Here is a 17,282-nt window from a genome sequence, read left to right as displayed (position 1 = left end):
TCACTTGAATGGTGTTAGGTTAAAGTAGTCTCTACCTACAATTATCGAAACATCTATAAAATAATCTTTATTCAGTTGTGTAATTATGTTATCATTTTTAATGCCTAATAGATTGGCAATCCGTTTTGCATTGGCTTCATTTCCAGTTCTATCAACAACCATTGTTTCATCAACATCAAACGATATATAATTTTTAATTCCTACTACATCTACATTCTTTGTTCTTAGGAAATCTGTAAACCGGTCTGCCACACCGCCCACTCCACATCCGTTTAGCACGTCAACTTGAATTATTTCTGAAGCTACTTCTTTGTTCTCGCTGATTACATACTTATCAGATCCGAAATTAAACTTCACAAAAATCGAATAAAGCATATAAATAATTATTGCGGTGAGAATAAATATCGAAATATTTAATAAAATATTAATAACCGACGATTTTTTATTATTACCGTCAGTTGTCTTTTTTACTGTCTTTTTTTCCAATTAGTTGAATGCCAAATAAATAGATGGGGCAAATTTAAGAAACTTATTATTCTTTCTCTCAATCTCTTCCATAAAAGAATGGGTTATAATAACGAGATCCGCCATAACCGTAATATGGGGAATAATAGTTCATAGGCATTTGGCTGTATTGAAGGACTACTTTAAAATTATCTGTGGGTTTGTAATTCATTTCAAGTCGGCTAAGATATACACCATTAATCTGATCTGTGAACTCTTTTCCGAACGAATTATATGGAGAATTTAAAATGCTCACATCCGCTTCAATATTTAATTGATCGTTGAATTTATATTTCAAGCTATTTGTATACATTCCAAGTGCCATTCCCCCGCCGCCGAATGCCGAATATGAAAGACTGAATGAATGATTCATTGAGAAATTTTGTGGATTAATAAAATCGAGGAAAAGACTTGAAGGTGAATTATTGGATATACCGGATTTAAAATCAATGGGTTTATTTAATTCGTCACGAAATTGGCCGAATGTCAGCCCCGTTCCAATAAAAAATAATAGTATTATTCGTTTCATGTCTTTTCCTTATTTGGGAGCTTTAACCGCTTCCTACACAATTATGTTTCAACAATCAGTTGCAATTTTAAATTCTGTACGATCAATTTTCAAGTCAAAAATAATTAATCGTCGAGCTCAACAATCATTTCAATTTCAACGGGTGCGTTAATTGGGAGTTCGCTGACCCCTACAGCGCTTCTGGAATGTTTCCCTTTTTCGCCAAATAGTTCAACTAAAAATTCTGATGCACCATTCGCAATTTTGGGTTGTGCGGTAAAATTAGGAGCCGAACTCACAAAAACTGTTAGCTTTACTATTTGTTTTATCCTGTCAAGATCAGCAACAACTGTTTTAACCGCACTCAAACAATTAATAATCGATAATTTAGCACATTCAATAGCGGTAATTTCATCAACATCTTTTCCCACCTTCCCTTCAGCAATCAATTTCCCCTCCTTAAATGGCAACTGTCCTGAAGTATAAACATAATTACCGGAAAGCTTTGCTGGCACGTATGCGGCTAATGGTTTTGGAGCTGTTGGAATATCAAAACCGGTTAATTCTTTAAATTTAGCTTCAATCATCATTTTTCTCATTTTTTTGAAAAGTCTTTATTTAATATAATATTTCGTGTAGAAAAATGAATAATAAAAGCAGAAACCATTTCACTAAAACAATAGAACCGGAGCAATAATGATTGGCGATAAATTTCAAGAATTATATGATATAATGAAACGGTTGCGTACCGAATGTCCTTGGGATCGTGAACAGACACACGACTCAATTAAGGCCGCCACAATTGAAGAAACATATGAAGTTGTTGAGGCAATTGACGATAAAGATTATAACGAGTTAAAATCGGAATTGGGGGATCTTCTTCTTCACATATTATTTCATTCGGTAATTGCAGAAGATAATGGAACCTTCAAAATTGAAGAAGTAATTCAGTCTATCTCTGATAAATTAGTAAGAAGACACCCTCATGTATTTGGCGAAGTAAAAGTGAATGGAACTAAAGATATCCTAAAAAATTGGGAAGAAATAAAATTATCCGAGGGACGAACATCTGTGCTTGAAGGAGTGCCTAAATCCATGCCCGGGTTGGCGAGAGCATTTAGACTGCAAGAAAAAGCTTCAAAAATTGGTTTTGACTGGGACAAGAAAGAAGATGTTTGGAAAAAAGTTATTGAAGAAATTGAAGAAATGCACGAAATGGAAAAAGCAGGCAACACCAGAGAATTGGAGAAAGAGATGGGTGATGTATTTTTTGCACTTACAAATTATGCCCGATTTCTAAACATTAATCCGGAAAATGCTCTTCGTCTTACTAATGAAAAATTTATAAAACGATTTAATTATGTTGAACAAAAGGTTAAAGAAACAGGAAAAGCTTTAAGCCAAACTTCTTTGGCAGAGATGGATCAATATTGGAATGAAAGCAAATCATCGTTTTAATTTTTTTCTTTTGAGTTGTAGTGTTCTTCATAAGCATTAATTATTTCTTTTACTAAACGATGACGAACCACGTCACTTTTATCGAAATAAATAAACGCAACTCCCTCAATGTTCTGAAGAATATTCTTAACCTGTACTAATCCGCTCTGCGAGTAACTGGGTAAATCAATTTGAGTAATATCTCCCGTTATAATTGATTTTGAATTTGGACCGAGTCTGGTAAGAAACATTTTCATCTGCATAGATGTAGCGTTTTGAGCTTCATCTAAAATAACATATGCGTTATTTAGAGTTCGGCCACGCATAAAAGCTAAGGGTACTATTTCTATTACCCCCTTTTCTAAATAATTTCTAAGCTGTTCTCCGGGTATCATCTCTTCTAACGCATCATACAGAGGCCTCAAATAAGGATCAATTTTTTCTTTAAAGTCACCGGGTAAAAAGCCTAAGCTTTCACCTGCTTCAACAGCGGGGCGGGCTAGTACAATTTTCTTCACCACTCCTTTTTTAAGAGAAGCAACAGCGAATGCGACCGCCAGATAAGTTTTTCCGGTACCGGCTGGACCAATAGCAAAACAAACATCATTTTCACGAACTGCATTCCAATATGCCACTTGGTTTGGAGTTTTTGCCTTTATAACATCCTTCTTTGAGTAGAGTACAATATTTTCATACTCTTTTCCATTAATTATTTCTCTCCCCTGAAGGGTCAAATCAATAATATTATAAATATCGGCAGTCTCAAGTCGGCGCGTTGAATTGAGCACATAAATCATTTCTTTTATTATTTTTTCTACTATTTCAACTTCTTCTTTTACTCCCTGGATAATCACATTATCACCGCGGACTGTAAGATTGGCGTTAAATTTTTCTTCAATTGGTTTGAGGTTTGAATCGTTGAATCCCAGAAATGAAACAAAATCTACATTTTCAAGTTTGATAATTTTTTCGAACTGCAATTTTGGTTGACCTCTCAATTTTTATATTTGCAAAAATATCAAAAAAAAAGCCCTTTCCATAAAATGAAAAGGGCTTAAAGGAAAAAATTAGGACTTAATTACCAAGTGATTGACTCTGTGTTGCCGGTGCAGGTTTGTAATTACGTCTTATTTTATCATAATTCGATTTCTCTTCTTCTGTCAAATTAGGAATCTTAAATATTTGTTTTGGGAAAATTAAATCAGGATTCTTAATTTGATCTCTGTTAGCTTTGTAAATCATAGGCCATGCAAATGGGTTTGCATAATGTTCTTTCTTACGAGCAATTCCCCATAAGTGATCGCCCTTAACAACTGTATAATTGATTTCTGTTGGAGCTTCAACCCAAGCATCTAATTTTCTTGGTAATTGATTGTGAACTTTATCAAAAAATTCAGTTAGAGCAGAAATTTTATTTTTTTGCAATGAGCTTAGTTCAGCAACACGATCAGCTTTTGGAGCTTCGCGATTATCAATTTTTTTAGTTAAAGCATCTACTTGATTTCTGAAATTATCAACATCAGCTTTTGTTGCGCCAAGCATTGCATATAATTCATCCATACAGTCATTGTAAGATTTTAAACCGTCTCTAACTTTTTTAAGATTAGAAACTTCAGCTTTAAGAGTATTTAATTCGCTATTTAAAGCAATTCTTCTTTCTGTTAAGCGGTTAATTTCGTTCTGCCACTCTTCTTTTGTCATTTCGGCTTGAGCAAAAAGATTAACGGCTAGAAAAAAGAATAAAACTCCACTAAATAAAAACTTAATATTTTTCATTTATTCCTCCAGATTTCTAAACTGTTAATTATAAGCCTAATTTTTCAAGATTCTTTTTTACTTCAGCCTTTTCTTTTGCACACTGGTCTAATTTTGCATTTTTCTCGGCTATTTCTTTTTCAATAGAAGCTTTTTCGCTCTTCAAGCCATTAACTTCTCTTTCGAGGGCTTTAACTTCTGATCTTAGCGCTTCAAGTTCTGCTAATTGCTCTTGTGACACACCACTGCAAGCAGTAGCGCCAAATATCAAAGCAATTACAAGAGCAGTACCAAGTAGTTTTTTCATCTTACACTCCTGTTATTAAGTGAATAAAAATTTTTTACAAAGATAATAATTTTAACGCTTAAACGAAGCAAAATCGTAGTTAATGCAAATCAAATGACCCTTTTTTCAACTAGACTAGTAAAAAAGTTTCCAGAGATGATAATGTGATCAAATATTTTTATGTCAATTATGTTTCCGGCTTCGATCATCTTTTTGGTGAAGGAGATATCCTCATTACTAGGTTCGCAATTTCCGCTTGGGTGATTATGCAAAAGAATGATATTCGCTGAATTTGCTTCAATAGCTACCTTAAATATTTCTCGCTGGTGAACCACACTCGAGTTCAAAATTCCTTCGGTAATCTTTTCATACTTTATAATTTTATTAGCTGAATTTAAACAAATTACATAGAATTCTTCTTTTTGTTTATCCCGTAACAATGGGATAAAAATATCTGCAATATCTGAAGGAACTGTAATTGATTTGTTAGAAAACCATTTTTTTTGTGAATCGGATCTACGTCCTAACTCAAAAGATGCGGCTAAAGTAACGGCTTTATCCCTACCAATTCCAGAAATTTTTTTCAGTGAATCGACAGATTGCATTGAGAGTTGATTTAAATTTTTGAAATGAATTAAGAGTTGCTGGGCAAGCTGAATTGAAGATGTTCCCTTTTTTCCCGTTCTCAAAAGAATTGCAATTAATTCTGAATCAGATAAACTTTGAGAACCTCTTAAACAAAGTTTTTCACGCGGTCTATCATCGAGAGGAAGTTCCTTCACTTTCATCAATCCCCCTATAAATAATTATTCCCATTCGATAGTTGCGGGCGGTTTTGAGCTAATATCGTAAACCACTCTATTTATTCCACGAACCGATCTAATAATTTTATTAGATACAGATTCGAGAAATGAATAATCAAATCTAAACCAGTCGGCAGTCATTCCATCTAATGATGTCACAGCTCTAAGTGCAACAACATTTTCATATGTCCTTGCATCTCCCATAACACCTACAGTCTGAACTGGCAACAGAACCGCAAATGCCTGCCAAATATCATTATAAATACCCGCGTTTTGAATTTCGCTAATAAATATATCATCAGCTTCGCGTAAAATATCCAATCTCTCTTGAGTAATTTCGCCGAGTACTCGCACGGCAAGTCCTGGCCCCGGAAATGGATGACGCTGAATAAAATTTTCTGGCAGTCCCAATTCTCTTCCTACCGCTCGCACCTCATCTTTAAATAATTCTCTAAAAGGTTCAATCAATTCAAAATTCATTCGTTCCGGTAAACCACCTACATTGTGGTGAGTTTTAATTGTTACAGAAGCTCCTTTAACCGAGACTGATTCAATTACATCAGGATAAAGTGTACCCTGCACTAAGTATTTCGCGTCAACAATGTGGGCTGATTCCTGCTCAAAAACATCAATAAAAGTATTTCCAATAATCTTTCTTTTTTTCTCGGGATCAATTACGCCTTCTAATCTTTTCAAAAATATATCAGTTGCATCGGCATGAATAATTTTCAAGTCATAATTTTCTTCAAACATTTTAACAATATTAACACTTTCATTTTTTCGCATCATTCCAGAATCAACATGGATACAGGTAAGTTGATCCCCCACAGCTTTATGAATTAACACAGCGGCAACTGATGAATCTACACCACCACTAAGAGCGCAAATAACTTTACTACTGCCCACTTTCTCCTTAATATTTTTTATGGTCGACTCAATCAAATTATGAGGAGTCCAATCATCAATACATCCGCAGATATTAAATACAAAATTGGAAAGTATTTTTTTCCCTTCAGAAGTATGAACAACCTCGGGATGAAATTGCACCCCAAATATTTTTCTTTTAACATCAGAAATTGCGCAAAGTGGAGAGTTTGCGGTTTTAGCAGTTAACTTAAATCCATCCGGCATTTTTGTTACAAGGTCGCCATGACTCATCCAAATAACCGATTTATCAATAACATTATTTAGAAGTGGGTCATGCTCAACAATCTCAATATCTGCTTTACCATATTCGCGATGCTCAGCTGAAGAAACTACTCCCTCAAATTCGGTTGTAATTAATTGAAGCCCGTAACAGATCCCCAGAATTGGAATACCCAGTTTAAAGATTTCAGAATTAACTTTAGGTGAATCTTCCTCATACACACTCATAGGTCCGCCGGAGAGAATAATGCCGGTAGGTTTTTCATCTTTTATTTTTTCTATTGGATATGAATGAGCATGAATTTCACAAAAGACTTTTAACTCTCTAATTCTGCGGGCAATTAATTGAGTGTATTGTGAGCCGAAATCAATTATTAGAATTTTACTTGAATGATGCATTTTGAATTCCGGGGAATAAATGGGCAGTATAGAACTGCCCAAACTTTAAGATTTTTATTACTAACCTAACTGTTCTTGATATGCAGAAGCTGAAAGAAGTTCATCAATTTGTGCAGGGTTACTCAATTCAATTTTAATTATCCATCCTTCGCCGTAGGGATCGCCATTAATGAGCTGTGGTTCATCTTTGAGTTTTTCATTCACTGAAATAACTTTACCATCCACCGGGGCATATAGGTCGCTCACGGTTTTAACAGCCTCAATTGTACCAAATGATTGGCCTGAGATAATCTCTGAGATGTCTGGTGCGATATCCACATAAACAATGTCTCCTAATTCTCCTTGTGCAAATTCTGTAATTCCTATAATACCGGTATTTCCTTCTACTTTAATCCATTCATGATCTTTAGTGTACATTAATTTTTCTGGAACGTTCATGGAGTCCTCACTGGTTAAGTTTTAAATGTTGATCGATAAAAGATGTATCAAAATTACCGCTTAAAAATCTTTCGTTAGCCAATACTAATTTATGGAATGGTATTGTAGTTTTTATACCTTCAACTTTAAATTCATCCAACGCTCTGTTGGCTCTGGCAATCGCATGTTTTCGATCGGTTCCCCATACAATCATTTTAGCGATAAGTGAATCATAATAAGGGGGAATAACATAATCGTTATAAATATGTGAATCGATTCTAACTCCAAATCCTCCCGGGAAATGCAAATACTCAATTCTTCCCGGTGATGGTCTAAAACCCTTTTCTGGATCTTCCGCGTTAATTCTAAACTCAATAGCATGACCGCGAGGATCAATTGGTTTATCTTCAATTGGTTCTCCAGCAGCAACTAATATTTGGTTTTTAATCAAATCGATGTTTCGTACCATTTCAGTAACCGGATGCTCAACTTGAATTCTGGTGTTCATTTCAATGAAATAGAAATTAAGATGTTTATCTACAAGGAATTCAATTGTTCCGGCTCCCTCATAATTTACTGATCTGATTCCTTTTATGGCCGCATCTCCCATTTTCTTTCGAACTTCTTCAGTTAATAAGGGAGATGGCGATTCCTCAATTAATTTTTGATGTCTCCGCTGAATAGAGCAATCGCGTTCACCATAATGATAAAAATTATCATGTGTATCAGACATAACTTGAATTTCTACGTGGCGCGGATTTTCAATAAATTTTTCAAGATAAAGATCAGAATTTCCGAAAGCGGCACCAGCTTCATTGCTGGCAGTTTGAAACATTTTTTCTACATCTTTCTCTTCAAATACAATTCTCATTCCTTTACCACCGCCACCAGCCGAAGCTTTCAACATTACCGGATACCCAATTTCGGCGGCTATTTTTTTTGCTTCTTCAACTGTAGAAATAACGCCATCGCTACCAGGCACAACGGGCACGCCAACTTTTTTCATTGTTTCTTTGGCGAATGCTTTATCCCCCATCTTTCTAATGGAATCGGGGGATGGACCAATAAACTTTATATTTGAGTCAGCACAAATTTCGCTAAACTCAGCATTCTCCGAAAGGAAGCCGTAACCAGGATGAATTGCATCGGCACCGGTAATATGCGCGGCAGATAATATGCTCGGAACTTTTAAATAACTTTGGCTGCTTGATGCGGGACCTATACAAACAGCTTCATCAGCAAAAATAGTATGAAGAGAATCACGGTCAGCTTCCGAGTGGACTGCAACTGTTTTAATTCCTAACTCTCTGCAAGTGCGGATAATTCGGAGAGCTATCTCGCCCCTATTGGCAATCAATATTTTCTTGAACAATATAACCTCGCTAATTTGAGAAATTTAGTTTTTCTGAATCAAGAAAAGGGGTTGATTGTATTCAACTGGAGAAGCATTTTCAACTAATATTTTTACGATCTTACCGTCAACGTCGCTTTCAATTTCATTCATTAGTTTCATTGCTTCAATAATACAAAGTACCGATCCAGCAGAAACGGAATCCCCTACATGCACATAATCGTCGGCATCGGGAGCGGGAGCTCTATAAAATGTACCAACAATTGGGGAACGGACTTCATGAAGATTATCAGCGGGCTTTTCAATTTTAACTTCTGAAACGGAAACCGAAGAAGAAGTTACCGGTTGTTGTACCTGCAGCGGTTTTGGTTGCTCATAATTAGGTTGAATCTGAAAACTGGGGGGGGTGTTAGTTTGTTTTGAGATACTTACTTTTAGATCACCTTCTTGAACGGAGAATTCGGTAATCTCACTTTGCTCAACAATTTTGATGAGCTTTTTTATCAGATTTATATCCATGCTACCTATTTTATTTAGTTTTTAACTCGTTCGACGTATGCGCCGTTTCTAGTGTCAACTTTAAGCATATCTCCAATATTTACAAAGAGAGGGACATTAATTTTTGCTCCCGTTTCAAGTATTGCCGGTTTTAAGGCATTGTTCGCTGTATCTCCTTTAAATCCGGGTTCGGTATCTTTCACTTCTAAATTCACGAAAATCGGAATTTCAGCCGATATGATTTGATCATTATCATCCAAGAGTAATTCCACTTCATCACTTTCTTTTAAGAATTGTTGCCCTTCCCCAAAAACATCGGAGGATACGTTGGTCTGCTCAAAAGTCTCATTATCCATTAATACAAAATCGTTAGATTCTTTAAAAAGGAATTGATATTTCCTTCGTTCAACTCTAACAACATCAACTCCTTCACCCGATCGGAATGTATTTTCTAATACTCTACCAGTTTTTAAGTTCTTCAGTGTAGTTCTAACAAAGGCGCCACCTTTGCCCGGCTTTACATGCTGAAATTCAACAATAACAAATGGGTCCCCTTTATATCGAATTATTAATCCATTTCTAAAATCTGATGTATCTGCCATTTATATATCCTCTATTCGATTAAAAAATAATCAGCATCTGTTCTAAATGCAATAAGTAATTTAGTTTTCAATTTGAAGAAGATATTTATCTAATTCAAACGTAATTGGTGAAGTAGGATAATCTTTTTTTATTGATAAAAAGAGTTCTTTGGCTCTACTTTTATTATCCAATTTTATAAAACATTTTCCAGCTTTCAATAAAAATTCGGGATTAGATGGATTAATTTTAGAAATATTTGCAGCATCCAAATAAAGATTAGCAGCTTTCTCCCATTCATTCTTCGATTCATAGCAGGAGGCTGCACCGGCTTTTGAAGCCGCTTTTAATAGCTCATTACTTCCTGAATAATCTTCAAACTGATCTAAGGCTTCATCAACTTTTCCTAAAATAAAATATGCATTTGCTAAATAAATTCTTGCCACTTCCCCGGCTTCGCTGCCGCCATACTCATTTACAATTTTTTTGAGCCCATCGATATTGCCGGTTTTATCACCTTCAATTGCTTCGTTCAATGAACCAGCTTCGATAAGTGGAGTAACTTTTGCAAGAGCAGCCGAAGCGGCAACATTATTAGTATCGCCTCTTTTATTTAACATAATAACAGCAACTATTATCAAGACTACCACTCCAGCGGCAATTAAAACTTTAGCCTGATTTTCGAAATAAAATGATTGAACTTTGTAGTAGCTGGTTACGAGCTTATCTTCTTTCATCTGTTTTTTAGTAACCTTCTTTTTTGCGTCTAACACGGGAAACCTCTTTTTTTAACAATGTTTATTTTTTGGCGGAGAAATCTAACAAAAATTATAGACCGATTCTAATATGATTTGAAAAAATCCAGGCATTTTCGTTTTGGTAGACCTCTATTCTGTATACCCCTTTTTCGTTAACAACAAATTCAGCATCTGTCGAATCAACCGAATTGATAAGTTGGCCATTATGAATTAATCTTATAGTTGCAGCTAAGTTTGGCAAAACTACTCTCAATTTAACTTTTTCCTTTAAATCCAAACTTTGACCCATCTGATATATCGAATTTCCATCCTCTGCGAAAAACCTAAATCCTTTAGCATCGCCATGATAATAATTAGCAAAGAAACAATTACCCTCTTTCAATGAATTGTACAAAGCTTTTTTGGCTATTAAAAAAGAACCAGTATCCGACGACGAAGGTAACAATCTTTCATTAGTCAAAATATGAGTCCGTATTGACTTAAAGAGGACTTTATATGGGAAAACTTCTACTTCAAAAAAACCGAATAAGTTTACTTTATGAGCATGAGCATCAATGCCTCCAATACCAACAACCCTCCTCTCCAAACTTAACCTATCCCAGGCTTCCAGTGTATCTTTAGGCGGAGATGTAATTGAGCGAAGCGGGTGAACAAAATAATTATATTTATTCTGCTCCGTGAGTCCCTCCATCCATTCCGACATATGATTCCAAATTTCAATACCGGTGAACTCGTTACAATCCCATTCTGTCCATGGATATGGAGGATGCTCCGACATTGATGATCTCTTTTCATGTGGGTGAGCCAGAAATCCCAATCCTCCCGCATCACTAACTCTTTTTACATATTCTTTAGCCGGCATTCGTGTTGAGAATGTTTCATCAATTCCGAACGCCAATAAATGATTTTTATTTTCTTTATCATTTATTTCGCAGCCAACAAGAAGTAGAGTTTTGTTGTACCATCCTTCCAAACCTTCGGTGAGAGCACGAAGAGTATTATGATCGGTTAGGATAAGAAAATCCAGATCAGATTCATTTGCGGCTAAAGCGATATCTTTGACATCGCCAGATCCATCCGAATAAATTGAGTGGATATGTAAAGCTCCGACATACTCAAACATGTTTTTTGCCTTTTGTTAGGCGGGTTAGTTGTTACACACAATTATTGTGCGTTGTTAACTTCGAAAAGTGTAGTGTATTGAGTTGTTTGCTCTTTTATTAAATCAGAAAGCTTTGTCATTAAAAGATCAATTCTCTCATCGGTATTATCTTCAAATGTTTCATATGATTCATTGTTTTTGAAGATATAAATTTCTTCGAAAGAGTTTGGTTTATTTTTTTGCTCATAAACCGAGTAATTTTCTAATCCCTCTGATTTAACAAGATTTTTAAGTTCACGAACTACATCAAGGTATTCTTCTCTTTTTTCTGGAAAGATATTATAACGTATTGAAAAGATTACTTTGCTCATTTATACCTCAATTAGATTATAAATTCACCATTATATACAATTTGAGCCGGACCCGTGAGGGAGATATTCTCAAAATTGTTGTTCACATAATTAAAATCAACTATCAATTCCGCGCCACTTTGTACAATAAGTTTTATGGGCGGTTTAATACCATTATTAAGAAAAACCGCAATTGCGCTTGCGACCGAACCGGTTCCGCAGGCTAGAGTTTCGTTTTCAACTCCTCTTTCATAAGTGCGTATTTTTATATTATCCCGATCATTCGTAATAAAATTAACATTCACGCCATCGGGCAAAAAATCCTTATGATACCTTAATTCCCTACCCAATTTAGTAACCGGAAGATCATCAACTGAATCATATTTTGAATTCAGGTCGTTGGGATTTTTTAATATATCATTACAATTAAGAACAATATGTGGTGCCCCGGTATTTACAAATGAAGCTTTAATTAACTGATTAAAAGCTTTTACCATAAAATTCATTTTAATTTTTTGAGGCTTATTCAAATAGAATTTTACAATATTGGGAGCCAGCATTTCGGCTGAGTAAGATTGATTGTTTGATAAAAAACTTATTTTCTTGCTATCAAACATTTTTTTTGAATAAGCATAATTAACAGCGCATCTTGCGCCATTTCCGCATAAGTTACCCGTTGAGCCATCAGAATTATAGTAATTCAACTTAAAAGAAGAATTAATATCCTCATCAAATAAAAGAACGCCATCAGCTCCAATTCCAAAATGCCGGTCACATATTTTAATAATAATATCTGTTGATATTTCAAATTCTGGGTTAATTTTTTTATCTATTAAGATAAAATCGTTGCCCGCCCCAGTCATTTTGGTGAACAATAAATTTTTCATTGCGGTCTCAAATTTACTTGAATGAGAAGCGGGAATCAATCAAAAAAAGGATTTGGCACGATTTTTATTTGAGGGTTTTAGTTCATGAATCAACAAATGATAGATAGGATAAGCCAGCAGAATACTTTAGAAAAAGAGAATTGAAAAAAATCGGATTACAATTTCCGATCCTAATAAAAACCTGGTGGAGGTGCGGGGAGTCGAACCCCGGTCCGAAATTACATTTCAGAGAACATCTACACACTTAGTTTATCTTTTAATTTCATTCTGTAATCATCGATAAACAGATTATTACAGAACTATCCCGAAATTAAATTCGCCTCGTCTATTCGGAAGTTCGACTCAGCTATCACACCAATCGGCGTTCTATCAATCCCCGGCGTGAGCGGAACTGTAGAACGGCTCCTAAATTAAATTAGGCAGCTAAAGCGTAATTATATTCGCCATTTAGTTTTTTTTACCGTCGTTTAGCGTGTCTACGGAGAACACGGTGTGCAGTTCAAAGAACAAATAACCCCGTCGAAGCCAAATTCACCCCCGGAAAATAGTGTAGAACATAGAGTATTGAGTGATGAGTTCTATTAATTCTGGGTTTCAGTTTCGTCAAAAGGATTTAAGAACAAATTATTTATGCCACATTACATCTTCAACTTTTTGTAAATAATTATCGTATCGGGCTAGGACAAACAATAAATCAGAAAGCCGATTCAAATATACTTCTATTTTCTCATTAATTTTTTCTGTTTTTACCAGCGTAACAACTTCTCTTTCAGCTCTTCTGCATACAGTCCTACCCAAATGAAGAAATGACGCGCATTTGCTGCCACCGGGCAATATGAAATTTTTAAGAGGCGGAAGCTGAACGTCTATTTTATCAATCAAATTTTCGAGAACAATTACTTCATCATCTTTAATTCGAGGAATTGGATATTTGCTGTCATCAAAATCCAGTGGGGTTGCTAAATCTGAACCAGCGCTGAATAATTGGTTCTGTATACCTAGTAAAATATTTTTGAGTTCCGGGTTAATACATTCCACTACCGCAAGACCAAGAATTGAATTTAATTCATCAATAGTTCCATAGGCGCTAATTCGGGTATCATCTTTCCAAACTCTTTTTCCCCCAAACAATGAAGTCTCTCCAGAGTCTCCTGTCTTTGTATAAATTTTCATCTACAACCTTTGATCAATTTCAAGTTCAGTCATCTTTCCATTATTAACAGCAAAAAGTTGAACTTGGTTCGATAACGATTTTTTCTTAACCAGAGCTAATCCTAAAATACTTTTTGACAGTGTGGAGTGAGAAGTAAATTGACCAATCACATTCTGTTCGGAGTCGTAAATTTCATCTTGAAGATTATCTTTTAATACTTCTGAGCGTAGTATAATTAACTCTCTCTGAATTTTATCATAAGTATCGAGTCGTGCAATTACTTCCTGCCCAATATAGCATCCTTTAGTGAAGCTGACATTACTAATTAACTCTGCTTCGTATGGATTTGTAAGATCATTAATTTCATTAGGGAATGAGGCTATTTTATTAATTACTCTGTAATGGTCGAATGCTGTATCACCCACGAAACTAAAATCGAAAGCGCCGGTAATTCTTATAAGATAATCAGCAAAAGCGTTGCACTTATCACGTTCAATGATTATTGAATAACTACTAATTTCTTTATTTATTTTATTTAGAAATATATGAAAAGTGAATCCGTCAACATCAAATCTTTTAACGGAATCGTTTACGACTTTATCAATTTCAGAACCCAAAATCATAGTTAAAAATGAATGAGATTGCGGTCCAAAAAATTCAAACACCATCAATTTGTCAGATTGATCAAAAGTGTGAATCTCTTCAACAATAATAAATTTGTTAATCCAGTTTAATAGTCTGCGGTGCGGGTCGGCATTCCCAATTAACAAAAATTCATGTTCCAGATGTAGAAGAATTGAGCTGTCAATAAATCTTCCCTTCTCATTTAAGAATAAGGTCGGAATTGCGCTATTGGGTGCGAGGTTGATAACATTATTAGTTGAAACACGGTGAAGATAGTCGAGTACATCTTTACCCATTATTTTTATAATTGAACGGGAAAAATGAATTTTAGCTCCCACCCCATGCTTCAATGAGTTTAACTCGGTTTTCTCATCCATATATTTAGAAATTCCCCCATCACTTTCATTCAATAGCGGAAATTTTTCTTTCAACATACTTATGTTATTTATGTTAGTGTTTTCTATAAACATATTCTCTCTTATCGAATTAGTATTTTCTAAACCATCGGGGACTTCTATCGGTTATATATAATTGTTGTTGAAGGCTCCAATAGAACGGAATTGAGTCCAATATTCTAATAGCATATAATGAATCGACCTGCCAGTGGGAAGAGGAAAAACGATATTCATAATAATCTGGGAATTTATCATTATTAACATTAGATAATGTTCTTTTATGAGCTATACCCACATAAGTTTCAAGCAGATGAGGTGGTTTTCTCCAACCGTCAACCATAAAAAAATTATAGTTTCTATGACCCGAAATTATGCCATCCTCATAATTCAATTCAACATACTTCATATTTTTTTCGCGCCAATTTTTAATAGACATGCGGTTAAAGCCACCATGAATCGGAACCTCAGATTCCCATATCCTCACAAAATCGTCCTCTTTGCATTCGAACAAAGTTAACCAAAAAAAAGCGGTTCCTAATTTCGTACTGTCGAGATTAATAAAACTTGATTCAAACCCGATTACATTTTTAGCTTCAATATTTCTTTCACCCGGTTTTGATTTTGCCACAACAGCAAGTACATAATTAGCACTATCTTTGAAATAAATGACCGCCGATTTTGGCACGTTGTAAGTGTAAGTTCTATCAAATTTTACCAAATAAGTGCCAGGTTCATAAGTATCAAGTATGAATTCTTTTAAAGCAATAGTATCACAAGCAAAACGTGCGGCGGCCTGTTCTTTTTGAATAGCCAGATTATACTCTCGCACATTTTCATCTTTTGAAGTCGAGGTTGCCGCATCCCCATCCCCTGTTCCTTTACCGCAAGAATATATTAGCGCTACTAATAAGGGAAACACTATAAACACTTTATAGAGTTTCATTGAGTTATCCTCTAATTAAAGTTTTGAAAATTCATCTAAAAAATAAGCGGAGCTGTATAGACCTTTTTCAAAATTTTCAATTCTGAAATGTTCATTGGGAGAATGAATATTATCACTATCCAAACCTAATCCCATCAAAACAGCCGGAGCTTTTAAATGATTCATGAATTCAACAACAATTGGTATTGAACCGCCTTCTCTAGTAAAGACTGTTTTTTTCTTAAATGCCTTTGCCGCCGCGTTTGCACCTGCTATTATTGCCTTTGAATCGAGAGGAACGTATGCAGGCGAACCCCAATGGAGCGCCCTTACCTCAACGTGTATTGATTTTGGAGCAATACTTTTCACAAATTTTATAAATTCTTTTGCAAGTTTTTCCGGTTTTTGATTAGGTACCAACCGCATACTAATTTTCGCCATCGCTTTTGAAGGAAGAACTGTCTTTGCTCCTTTTCCGGTAAATCCTCCAACAATTCCGTTGCAATCCAGAGTTGGGCGCACCCATAAACGCTCAAGTGTGGAAAATCCTTTTTCTCCCTGAAGTTCTTTTACTTTCAAATCTTTAGCATACGATTTATCGGAGTGTTTCAATTTCTTAAAATTCTCTTTCTCTTTTGCGGTTAACTTTAGAACATCGTCGTAAAAATGAGGAATTGTTACTTTTCCATTTTTATCCTGTAGCTTGGCAATAATTTTGGCGAGTTCATTGATGGGGTTAGCTACTGCTCCACCAAAACTGCCGCTATGAAGATCACGGCTTGCCCCGGTAACTTCAATTTCCATATATAATAAACCACGGAGGCCATATGTAATTGTAGGAATGCCTGCATCAAACATACTTGTATCCGAAATAAGTATAGCATCACACTGTAATAAATAAGCATTATTTTTTATGAATGGAGCCAGATTTGTGCTACCAATTTCTTCTTCCCCTTCCAGTAAAAATTTAATATTTACCGGAGGTTTTTCACCAACTGCAAAAAATGATTCAACACTTTTCATATGAACAAAACTTTGCCCTTTATTATCGTTTGCGCCTCTGGCGTATATCTTCCCATCCTTAATTACAGGTTCAAATGGATCATTATCCCAAAGTTCGATAGGATCAACCGGCTGTACATCATAATGCCCATAAATTAGTACTGTAGGTTTACCGGGATTTCCTAGCCATTCGCCATAGACCAACGGATGCCCGGGTGTCTCGAATATTTTCACATTATTCATCCCGGCAGTTTTAAGTTTTTCAGAAACAAATTCTGCGCACTTCAGCATATCTCCTTTATGATCTTCTGAGGTGCTGATACTTGGAATCCTAATAAACTCTTTTAACTCTTCAATATATTTCTCTAGATTACTTCTTAAATGATTTACAACATTTTCCATCATG

Annotated in this window: 21 protein-coding genes and 1 other RNA gene; 1 reads left to right on the top strand and 21 read right to left on the bottom strand. The window is 35.2% G+C overall.

What is annotated here, in order from left to right; translation table 11 throughout:
* The 3 genes from KF816_05430 to KF816_05420 all read right to left on the bottom strand — a co-directional run bounded on the left by KF816_05430 (position 1) and on the right by KF816_05420 (position 1,599).
* Positions 1 to 486: a LytR C-terminal domain-containing protein gene (locus KF816_05430; GenBank protein MBX3007456.1), complete on the bottom strand. Its 486-nt coding sequence runs from the start codon at positions 484 to 486 to the stop codon at positions 1 to 3.
* Between the two features lie 58 nt (positions 487 to 544).
* Positions 545 to 1,033 carry a hypothetical protein gene (locus KF816_05425; protein ID MBX3007455.1) on the bottom strand — a complete coding sequence of 163 codons (489 nt, stop codon included), beginning with the start codon at positions 1,031 to 1,033 and terminating at the stop codon, positions 545 to 547.
* Positions 1,034 to 1,137: 104 nt separating this feature from the next.
* A complete protein-coding gene (locus tag KF816_05420) occupies positions 1,138 to 1,599 on the bottom strand; it encodes a RidA family protein (protein ID MBX3007454.1) in 462 nt (153 codons plus the stop codon).
* Positions 1,600 to 1,708: 109 nt separating this feature from the next.
* On the opposite strand from KF816_05420, the gene mazG reads away from it, so the two are divergent.
* Complete coding sequence (mazG, locus tag KF816_05415) at positions 1,709 to 2,470, top strand: nucleoside triphosphate pyrophosphohydrolase (protein MBX3007453.1); 762 nt, start codon at positions 1,709 to 1,711, stop codon at positions 2,468 to 2,470.
* Here the strand turns inward: mazG and KF816_05410 are convergent.
* The 18 genes from KF816_05410 to KF816_05325 form a co-directional block, all read right to left on the bottom strand.
* Positions 2,467 to 3,297 carry a PhoH family protein gene (locus KF816_05410; GenBank protein MBX3007452.1) on the bottom strand — a complete coding sequence of 277 codons (831 nt, stop codon included), beginning with the start codon at positions 3,295 to 3,297 and terminating at the stop codon, positions 2,467 to 2,469. The two genes, mazG and KF816_05410, sit on opposite strands and share 4 nt — an antisense overlap.
* 226 nt (positions 3,298 to 3,523) lie before the next feature.
* Positions 3,524 to 4,225 (bottom strand): LysM peptidoglycan-binding domain-containing protein, encoded by a 702-nt coding sequence (locus tag KF816_05405; GenBank protein MBX3007451.1) that lies wholly within the window; start codon positions 4,223 to 4,225, stop codon positions 3,524 to 3,526.
* 28 nt (positions 4,226 to 4,253) lie between these two features.
* The gene (locus tag KF816_05400; protein ID MBX3007450.1) at positions 4,254 to 4,511 is read right to left on the bottom strand and encodes a hypothetical protein; all 258 of its coding nucleotides are present in this window, start codon (positions 4,509 to 4,511) and stop codon (positions 4,254 to 4,256) included.
* An 89-nt stretch (positions 4,512 to 4,600) separates the two neighbouring features.
* Positions 4,601 to 5,281, bottom strand: a complete 681-nt coding sequence (gene radC, locus KF816_05395) for a DNA repair protein RadC (protein ID MBX3007449.1) — start codon at positions 5,279 to 5,281, stop codon at positions 4,601 to 4,603.
* 15 nt (positions 5,282 to 5,296) lie between these two features.
* The gene (gene guaA / locus KF816_05390; protein ID MBX3007448.1) at positions 5,297 to 6,838 is read right to left on the bottom strand and encodes a glutamine-hydrolyzing GMP synthase; all 1,542 of its coding nucleotides are present in this window, start codon (positions 6,836 to 6,838) and stop codon (positions 5,297 to 5,299) included.
* A gap of 60 nt (positions 6,839 to 6,898) precedes the next feature.
* The gene (gcvH, locus tag KF816_05385) at positions 6,899 to 7,276 is read right to left on the bottom strand and encodes a glycine cleavage system protein GcvH (GenBank protein MBX3007447.1); all 378 of its coding nucleotides are present in this window, start codon (positions 7,274 to 7,276) and stop codon (positions 6,899 to 6,901) included.
* A 7-nt stretch (positions 7,277 to 7,283) separates the two neighbouring features.
* Entirely contained in the window at positions 7,284 to 8,627 is a 1,344-nt protein-coding gene (gene accC / locus KF816_05380; GenBank protein MBX3007446.1) for an acetyl-CoA carboxylase biotin carboxylase subunit, read from the bottom strand.
* Positions 8,628 to 8,651: 24 nt separating this feature from the next.
* A complete protein-coding gene (gene accB, locus KF816_05375) occupies positions 8,652 to 9,125 on the bottom strand; it encodes an acetyl-CoA carboxylase biotin carboxyl carrier protein (GenBank protein ID MBX3007445.1) in 474 nt (157 codons plus the stop codon).
* Positions 9,126 to 9,139: 14 nt separating this feature from the next.
* Positions 9,140 to 9,706, bottom strand: coding sequence for an elongation factor P (gene efp, locus KF816_05370; protein ID MBX3007444.1), 567 nt, complete (start codon positions 9,704 to 9,706; stop codon positions 9,140 to 9,142).
* Positions 9,707 to 9,766: 60 nt separating this feature from the next.
* A complete protein-coding gene (locus KF816_05365) occupies positions 9,767 to 10,456 on the bottom strand; it encodes a tetratricopeptide repeat protein (protein ID MBX3007443.1) in 690 nt (229 codons plus the stop codon).
* 55 nt (positions 10,457 to 10,511) lie between these two features.
* Positions 10,512 to 11,564 (bottom strand): PHP domain-containing protein, encoded by a 1,053-nt coding sequence (locus tag KF816_05360; GenBank protein MBX3007442.1) that lies wholly within the window; start codon positions 11,562 to 11,564, stop codon positions 10,512 to 10,514.
* Positions 11,565 to 11,605: 41 nt separating this feature from the next.
* A complete protein-coding gene (locus KF816_05355) occupies positions 11,606 to 11,914 on the bottom strand; it encodes a hypothetical protein (protein ID MBX3007441.1) in 309 nt (102 codons plus the stop codon).
* 11 nt (positions 11,915 to 11,925) lie between these two features.
* A complete protein-coding gene (locus KF816_05350; GenBank protein ID MBX3007440.1) occupies positions 11,926 to 12,780 on the bottom strand; it encodes a diaminopimelate epimerase in 855 nt (284 codons plus the stop codon).
* 182 nt (positions 12,781 to 12,962) lie between these two features.
* Positions 12,963 to 13,319: a transfer-messenger RNA gene (gene ssrA / locus KF816_05345) on the bottom strand.
* Between the two features lie 85 nt (positions 13,320 to 13,404).
* Positions 13,405 to 13,953 (bottom strand): cob(I)yrinic acid a,c-diamide adenosyltransferase, encoded by a 549-nt coding sequence (locus KF816_05340; GenBank protein ID MBX3007439.1) that lies wholly within the window; start codon positions 13,951 to 13,953, stop codon positions 13,405 to 13,407.
* Positions 13,954 to 15,027, bottom strand: a complete 1,074-nt coding sequence (locus tag KF816_05335; protein MBX3007438.1) for a hypothetical protein — start codon at positions 15,025 to 15,027, stop codon at positions 13,954 to 13,956. It lies immediately after the preceding gene.
* Positions 15,028 to 15,043: 16 nt separating this feature from the next.
* On the bottom strand, positions 15,044 to 15,895 hold the full coding sequence (locus KF816_05330) for a hypothetical protein (GenBank protein ID MBX3007437.1): 852 nt from the start codon (positions 15,893 to 15,895) through the stop codon (positions 15,044 to 15,046).
* 15 nt (positions 15,896 to 15,910) lie between these two features.
* Positions 15,911 to 17,278 carry a dipeptidase gene (locus KF816_05325; GenBank protein ID MBX3007436.1) on the bottom strand — a complete coding sequence of 456 codons (1,368 nt, stop codon included), beginning with the start codon at positions 17,276 to 17,278 and terminating at the stop codon, positions 15,911 to 15,913.
* Between the last annotated feature and the right edge of the window lie 4 nt (positions 17,279 to 17,282).

The organism is Melioribacteraceae bacterium, from assembly GCA_019638015.1.
In the GTDB taxonomy this organism is placed as follows: domain Bacteria; phylum Bacteroidota; class Ignavibacteria; order Ignavibacteriales; family Melioribacteraceae; genus JAHBUP01.
The sequence above is the reverse complement of the archived record's forward strand: the minus strand, read 5'-3'. Positions and strand labels throughout refer to the sequence as shown.

Coding starts and splice junctions, on each gene's coding strand:
- KF816_05425 (MBX3007455.1), bottom strand. CDS start 1,033: ATGAAACGAATAATACTATTATTTTTTATTGGAACGGGGCTGACATTC.
- KF816_05420 (MBX3007454.1), bottom strand. CDS start 1,599: ATGATTGAAGCTAAATTTAAAGAATTAACCGGTTTTGATATTCCAACA.
- mazG (MBX3007453.1), top strand. CDS start 1,709: ATGATTGGCGATAAATTTCAAGAATTATATGATATAATGAAACGGTTG.
- KF816_05405 (MBX3007451.1), bottom strand. CDS start 4,225: ATGAAAAATATTAAGTTTTTATTTAGTGGAGTTTTATTCTTTTTTCTA.
- KF816_05400 (MBX3007450.1), bottom strand. CDS start 4,511: ATGAAAAAACTACTTGGTACTGCTCTTGTAATTGCTTTGATATTTGGC.
- guaA (MBX3007448.1), bottom strand. CDS start 6,838: ATGCATCATTCAAGTAAAATTCTAATAATTGATTTCGGCTCACAATAC.
- gcvH (MBX3007447.1), bottom strand. CDS start 7,276: ATGAACGTTCCAGAAAAATTAATGTACACTAAAGATCATGAATGGATT.
- accB (MBX3007445.1), bottom strand. CDS start 9,125: ATGGATATAAATCTGATAAAAAAGCTCATCAAAATTGTTGAGCAAAGT.
- efp (MBX3007444.1), bottom strand. CDS start 9,706: ATGGCAGATACATCAGATTTTAGAAATGGATTAATAATTCGATATAAA.
- KF816_05360 (MBX3007442.1), bottom strand. CDS start 11,564: ATGTTTGAGTATGTCGGAGCTTTACATATCCACTCAATTTATTCGGAT.
- KF816_05355 (MBX3007441.1), bottom strand. CDS start 11,914: ATGAGCAAAGTAATCTTTTCAATACGTTATAATATCTTTCCAGAAAAA.
- KF816_05350 (MBX3007440.1), bottom strand. CDS start 12,780: ATGAAAAATTTATTGTTCACCAAAATGACTGGGGCGGGCAACGATTTT.
- KF816_05340 (MBX3007439.1), bottom strand. CDS start 13,953: ATGAAAATTTATACAAAGACAGGAGACTCTGGAGAGACTTCATTGTTT.
- KF816_05335 (MBX3007438.1), bottom strand. CDS start 15,027: ATGTTTATAGAAAACACTAACATAAATAACATAAGTATGTTGAAAGAA.
- KF816_05330 (MBX3007437.1), bottom strand. CDS start 15,895: ATGAAACTCTATAAAGTGTTTATAGTGTTTCCCTTATTAGTAGCGCTA.
- KF816_05325 (MBX3007436.1), bottom strand. CDS start 17,278: ATGGAAAATGTTGTAAATCATTTAAGAAGTAATCTAGAGAAATATATT.